The 5,145-nt window shown below is 65.8% G+C and carries 6 protein-coding genes; 3 read left to right on the top strand and 3 right to left on the bottom strand.

Annotated elements, in window-relative coordinates; translation table 11 throughout:
* A partial coding sequence (locus BZF59_RS00055) for a transporter (RefSeq protein WP_143738028.1) occupies positions 1-845 on the bottom strand: 845 nt, incomplete at its 3' end.
* 271 nt (positions 846-1,116) lie between these two features.
* Here BZF59_RS00055 and BZF59_RS00050 point away from each other — a divergent pair.
* Positions 1,117-1,479 carry a hypothetical protein gene (locus tag BZF59_RS00050; RefSeq protein WP_086606212.1) on the top strand — a complete coding sequence of 121 codons (363 nt, stop codon included), beginning with the start codon at positions 1,117-1,119 and terminating at the stop codon, positions 1,477-1,479.
* A gap of 66 nt (positions 1,480-1,545) precedes the next feature.
* On the opposite strand, the gene BZF59_RS00045 is transcribed toward BZF59_RS00050, so the two are convergent.
* Both BZF59_RS00045 and BZF59_RS00040 read right to left on the bottom strand, forming a co-directional pair.
* On the bottom strand, positions 1,546-2,262 hold the full coding sequence (locus BZF59_RS00045; protein WP_086606208.1) for a hypothetical protein: 717 nt from the start codon (positions 2,260-2,262) through the stop codon (positions 1,546-1,548).
* Positions 2,259-2,702 (bottom strand): RNA polymerase sigma factor, encoded by a 444-nt coding sequence (locus BZF59_RS00040; protein WP_245805944.1) that lies wholly within the window; start codon positions 2,700-2,702, stop codon positions 2,259-2,261. The genes BZF59_RS00045 and BZF59_RS00040 overlap by 4 nt, the downstream gene beginning before the upstream one ends.
* Before the next feature lie 129 nt (positions 2,703-2,831).
* Here BZF59_RS00040 and BZF59_RS00035 point away from each other — a divergent pair, with 129 nt between their 5' ends.
* Both BZF59_RS00035 and BZF59_RS00030 read left to right on the top strand, forming a co-directional pair.
* Positions 2,832-4,079 (top strand): S8 family serine peptidase, encoded by a 1,248-nt coding sequence (locus BZF59_RS00035; protein ID WP_245805943.1) that lies wholly within the window; start codon positions 2,832-2,834, stop codon positions 4,077-4,079.
* A 102-nt stretch (positions 4,080-4,181) separates the two neighbouring features.
* Positions 4,182-5,066: a hypothetical protein gene (locus BZF59_RS00030; RefSeq protein WP_143738029.1), complete on the top strand. Its 885-nt coding sequence runs from the start codon at positions 4,182-4,184 to the stop codon at positions 5,064-5,066.
* Positions 5,067-5,145: the final 79 nt, after the last annotated feature.

The raw sequence follows: 5,145 nt of genomic DNA, 5'->3' as shown, positions 1-5,145 counted from the left end.
GGGGCATCGGTCGACAGCCCGGCCCTTGCATCAACGCCAAGCTGTAGCCGATTGGTCAGACTGGTGGCGAAACCCAAGCCGACGGATTGATTGTCCCCAACCAGCTCGGTCGCAGCCTGATCGTAACTGTAGGAAACTGTCACTGAACTCAGATTGCTCACAAGAAATTGGCTACCGACAGCGCCAGACAAGGTGTTGCGAACATCAAAGCCAGCGGGTTCGCCTACGACGGTGTAACCGGCGGTGACGAACGGGATCACATTGCCGAAACGCTGCGAGATTTGGCCATTAATGCCCAAATCCACCTCGCCGGTACCAAGGGCGGCTTCTCGCGAAGCAGTGGGCACCTTGATGATGCCGCCGAATGACGCGTTTAATCGGCCCACCGGGAGCTGATAATCGGCCTGCAATGTGAGATCGCCGATCCCTTCGCGGGTAACCGTGCCGGGCTGAGTGGATGGGCGCGACAGGAGCGCCGTGCCCAGCAGCCCGCCACCGCTCACAATCAAATCTTCCGGAGCAGATGTGACGATGTAAGGGATTGAAGCGGCGAAGGAGAATCTGCCTGAGGTCACTCGAGCGCCGGTGGAAAAGCTTACTGTGTCATATTCGCGGTCCGCGAGGTCGCCGGTGACGTAATCCGCGGCTACGAACAAGGTGATTGCGGTCTCTGGCTTCGGGTCGTCGGAAGAGGCTGGCGCGGCCTCTTGAGCAAATGCGGGACCGCCGATGAGAGTAAGGACGAGAATGAATTTCGACTTGCGCATGATGTCGCTCCAGAATTGAAAGGTCGCAGCCGGGGCTGCTTCATCTCTGAAACGAACGGGTCTTCCGATTTCATCCATTCTATCTTGATTATGGCTTCGACCCGGCCCTCAGCCGGTTGTAGGCACCATGCATCAGGTAGGATGTGCTGTGGCGATGAGCGCAACGCACGATCAGCGACGTAGGTCGCGCCCTCGCTGTGATGTGTCGCCAGCGCGAAACAGGATTCCCGCAGACCTCGCGCACGACTTGGGGCGCGAGCATGTTGTCGTGAATTAAACCGGCATCCCCATCCGTTTCCTTTTCGACCGGCCCAACAAGCGCCGGCAGAAATATGAACGGAGAAACGCCATGACGTCTTTCAAGGTTGCCGCTGTCATGACCCTCGGCCTGCTTGCCACGGCCGGCCATGCCGCCATTTCGGGCCTGATCGAAGAGAAGGTTGCCCGCGAAGAGGAGCAACTGATCTTCAGCACGCCGATCGCGGGGATCGAGAACAAGCTCTGGTTCGATTACCGCATCGACATCATCGAAGCGCAGAAGGAACTGCGTTCGGATCTCAACCGCGCGAGCGACATCGAAGATCTGCGCGATGCTTGGGAGGAATATGCCCGCGAACTGCGCAAGGAGCGCATCCACTACATCGAGGAAATGGCCGAGCGCGGCTATCGCGCGGGCACTGTCACGGTGGAGCAGACCAGCGCGGTCCGCTGATTGAGGCACACGGAGCATGCGTTGAGCGAAGGGGCCGGCAGCGATGCCGGCCCCTTTTTTGAGTTATCAGGGCTTCCAGCCGCGTTCGCTTGCGGCCTTTTCTGCTTCGGCGTCGAGCGCGCCGCCTGCGGCCATATCCTGTGCGGCGGCGAGCAGATCGGCCTCGCTTCCGGCCTGGCGGAACTGCCCCCCGGCACTTTCGCCCAGCGCGAATTGCTGTTCTATCTTCCAGCCGGTGTCGTCGCGGCAGGCGATCCCTCCCTCGCTGCCGCCCCGCCACGCGCGGCACAACCCGCCGCCGTCGCGTTCGAAGCTGAGCAGGATGCGGGTCTCAGCATCGGTGGGCTGGGTGGCGACCAGCTGGCTGTCGAGTGCAGCGGCGAGCGCCGGTTCGGCATAGCCTTCGGGGCTCGCGCCGTTCCATGGTTGCAGCACCGCCAAGACCAGCGAGGCCGCCAGCGCAGGCCCCGCGATCGGCCCCCAGCGCCGCAGCACCGGCACGAGGCCGCGCTTCTGGCGTGCGGCTGCAAAGCTGATCACGTCGCCGCCATCCGCTTTGTCCTTGTTCTGCCCGCCGGAAAGCAGCGCGGCGAGATGCGGCGGGACGGCCTGTTCGGCAATCGGCGCGTAGTGGGCTGCAAGCCGTTCCTTGAGAGCACGGTGCGCCGCGATCCTGGCGACCAGCGCCGGATCGGCCGCGACCGCCGCCGCGACGCGCGCGCCCTCGACCTCGTCCAGCTCGCCGTCGGCATAGGCGGCAAGAATGTCATCGGTGATGTTCATTCGTTCACCTCCAACAGCGCCATCAGCGCGTCGCGCCCGCGCACGAGCCGCGAATTGAGTGTGCCGACCGGACAGCCTACGATCGCGGCGGCTTCCTTGTAGGAATAGCCCTCGACCATCACCAGCAGCACCGCCTCGCGCTGATCGGCGGGCAGGCGTGCCATTGCCCGGTCGACCAGCGCCAGCTCGACCCCAGCCTCCTGCCCGCCATCGGCACCCACTCCAAGACCGGCTTCCTCGTCGACGAAGGTCTCGCCGCGTCGCGTGCTCGCCCGTCGCTCATCGATGAAGATATTGCGCATGATCCTGTACATCCAGCTGTCGAGCCGCGTTCCTTCCTGCCACTGGTCGCGGCGGGACAGAGCGCGCTCTATGGTCATCTGGCACAGGTCGTCGCCATCGGCAGCCGAACCGGCAAGACCGATCGCGAACCGCCGCAACCGCGGCAGCAGCTCAAGAGCTTGCTGTTCGAAGCTTCTGGACAGCGTTTTGTGCCTTTCTGAAGGATGAAACGGATGGCGGCGTTCGTTTCATCCATGCTTAAGATGAAATGATCGAAGGAAATAGAGATGCGTCCGCTTCTGCCCACCATTCTTGCCGCGATGGCGCTAGCCGCCGCACCGCTCGCCGCGCAGCTGCAATTGCCGCGCGTGCCTGGCGTGGGCGGGATTGTCGGCAATGTCACGGGCACGGTGGACGACACGCTTGAGACCGCCGACCGCCTGACCGCGCGCGAGGCGCGGCGCCTGCTGCGGGTCCGCGATCAGACGCTGGCGCGGCTGCTGCGCCAGAACAGCGACGTGATCGAGCGCGATGTGCGCGGGGAGCTCGCCCGGCGGGGCGAATTGCTCGCGATCGAGGCCAGCGCTGCCCAGATCGCACAGCTGGAAGCGGCGGGATTTCGTGTGCTCGGCCGTGAGCGGATCGAGGGATTGGACATCGCGGTCACGCGGCTCGGGATACAGTCGGGCCAGTCGCTCGCACAGGCACAGGCGCGCGCCGCCGCCATCGTGCCGGAGCTGGAACTGGGCGCGGACAATCTGCACTTCGCCGCCGGAACGGTTGTTGCGGCTTCTACCTCGGCCCCGCTCGCGGTGTCGCTTGCCGCCGCTCAGGCCGCGCCGATCACCGTCCCCATCGGCATCATCGATGGCGCACCGGGCAATGCCGTGCCGGTTGCCGCGATCAAGGGATTTGCCGAGGGTGCGCCAACGGCCTCGGACCACGGGAGCGCGGTGGCGAGCCTTCTGCGGGCGACCGGGGTGCGGACCATCCGGGTGGCGGATGTCTATGGGCAGGAACCCGCAGGCGGCAATGCGCTGGCAATTTCAAAGGCGCTCGGCTGGCTCTCTGCCAGCGGCTGCAAGGTGGTGACGATCAGTCTCGTCGGCCCCCGCAATCCGCTGGTTGAACGCGCCATCAAGGCGGCGCGCGAGCGTGGCATCATCATCGTCGCAGCGGTCGGCAATGATGGCCCCGCCGCGCCGGCCGCCTATCCCGCCTCCTACGACGGCGTGCTGGCGATCACCGGCGCAGACCGAAAGGGACGCGCGCTGATCGAGGCCGGACGGGCGCTGCATCTCGACTATGCTGCTCCAGGGGCGGACGTGTATGCGTTCGACGCGAAGGGACGGAGCAAGCTGTGGCGTGGCACCAGCTTCGCCACGCCGCTGGCTGCCGCACGGGTGGCCGCCGCTCTCTCGAATGGCCAGCGCTGGCGCGCCGCGCTCGACACAGAAGCGCGCGACCTTGGCGCCAAGGGCGCAGACAAGGTGTTCGGCCGCGGTCTGCTTTGCGGCGGCTGCGGCAAGAAATGAGATAAATTTTCCATCCGCGTGAATTAAACCTCGCGGCCCGTCCGTTTTCCTTTCGAGCGAGCGAACACACCGGCTCGCTGTAACTGACGAAAGGATATGGACATGAAGAAGCTCATTCTGGCCGCAAGCGTTCTTGCGCTCCTTCCCGCTACCGCAAATGCGCAGCTGCTGGGCGGCGGCGGTCTTGGCGGGGGCCTCGGCGGCACCATTGGTGGTACCGTCGGTGGAACGCTCGACACTTCCACTCGCAGCGTGCGCGGCGCGGTCGACGGCACTGTGCGCGGCGAAGGCACGACCCGTGGCAGCCAGTCGGTTGACGCGCGGCGCGGCACGGTCTCGGCCGAGCGCAGCGCAGGCGGTTCGCTCACCGGCTCCACCGCCAGCCTTGCCGACCTCGTCGTTCCGCCGATGACCGGGATGGCGAGCGCGAACGGAACCGGTTCGGCGAGCGGACAAGGCTCTGCCAATGCCCAGCTGATCGGCACCGATGCAGTGACGGGCGCGCTGGCACCTGCGGCTGGCGAAGCGCGCGGCCTTGCCACCAATGCAGCGGGAACCGCCACCGGAGCCGCAAGCGATGCAGTCGCTGCGGCGCCCATGCCCGGCATGTCTACCCTGCCGGGTGCGGGCATGATCAGCGGCAACGGGGGCGGTTCGGCTGAAGGCAATGGCGCGGCTTCGCTCACCAACCCGCTGCTTGCGGTGGCTGGCTCGGCTGCTGCCGCTGGCGAGGGCGCGGCCACCGTCGCTCCCGGCATGCCGGTGATGACGTCGGAAGGCGCCTCGCTCGGCAAGGTGCGCCAGGTTGTCGCCAACGGTCGCGGCGAAATCGAGCAGGTCGTGGTCAAGCAGGGCAAGGTTACCCGCACGCTGCCTGCCGGCATGTTCAGCGCCTCGGGGAACGCGCTGGTGGCTGGCAACGCCAGCGGCAGTGCTGTCGCTGAAGGCGCTCAGCCTGCCCCGGCCACGGACGCTACGGGCGAATAATAGACCTGCCCCCGCTCCGCCGCGTTTTCCCGATGAGCGGCGGACTGACAACTGAGGGCGGTCACATCCTGTGGCCGCC

This window comes from Erythrobacter donghaensis, from assembly GCF_002155425.1.
Lineage (GTDB): Bacteria > Pseudomonadota > Alphaproteobacteria > Sphingomonadales > Sphingomonadaceae > Erythrobacter > Erythrobacter donghaensis.
This window is presented reverse-complemented; position numbering and strand designations above follow the sequence as displayed.

What these genes read in the sequence shown, in the direction of transcription:
- BZF59_RS00045 (WP_086606208.1), bottom strand. Translation starts at nt 2,262, where the DNA reads ATGAACATCACCGATGACATTCTTGCCGCCTATGCCGACGGCGAGCTG.
- BZF59_RS00035 (WP_245805943.1), top strand. Translation starts at nt 2,832, where the DNA reads ATGCGTCCGCTTCTGCCCACCATTCTTGCCGCGATGGCGCTAGCCGCC.
- BZF59_RS00050 (WP_086606212.1), top strand. Translation starts at nt 1,117, where the DNA reads ATGACGTCTTTCAAGGTTGCCGCTGTCATGACCCTCGGCCTGCTTGCC.
- BZF59_RS00030 (WP_143738029.1), top strand. Translation starts at nt 4,182, where the DNA reads ATGAAGAAGCTCATTCTGGCCGCAAGCGTTCTTGCGCTCCTTCCCGCT.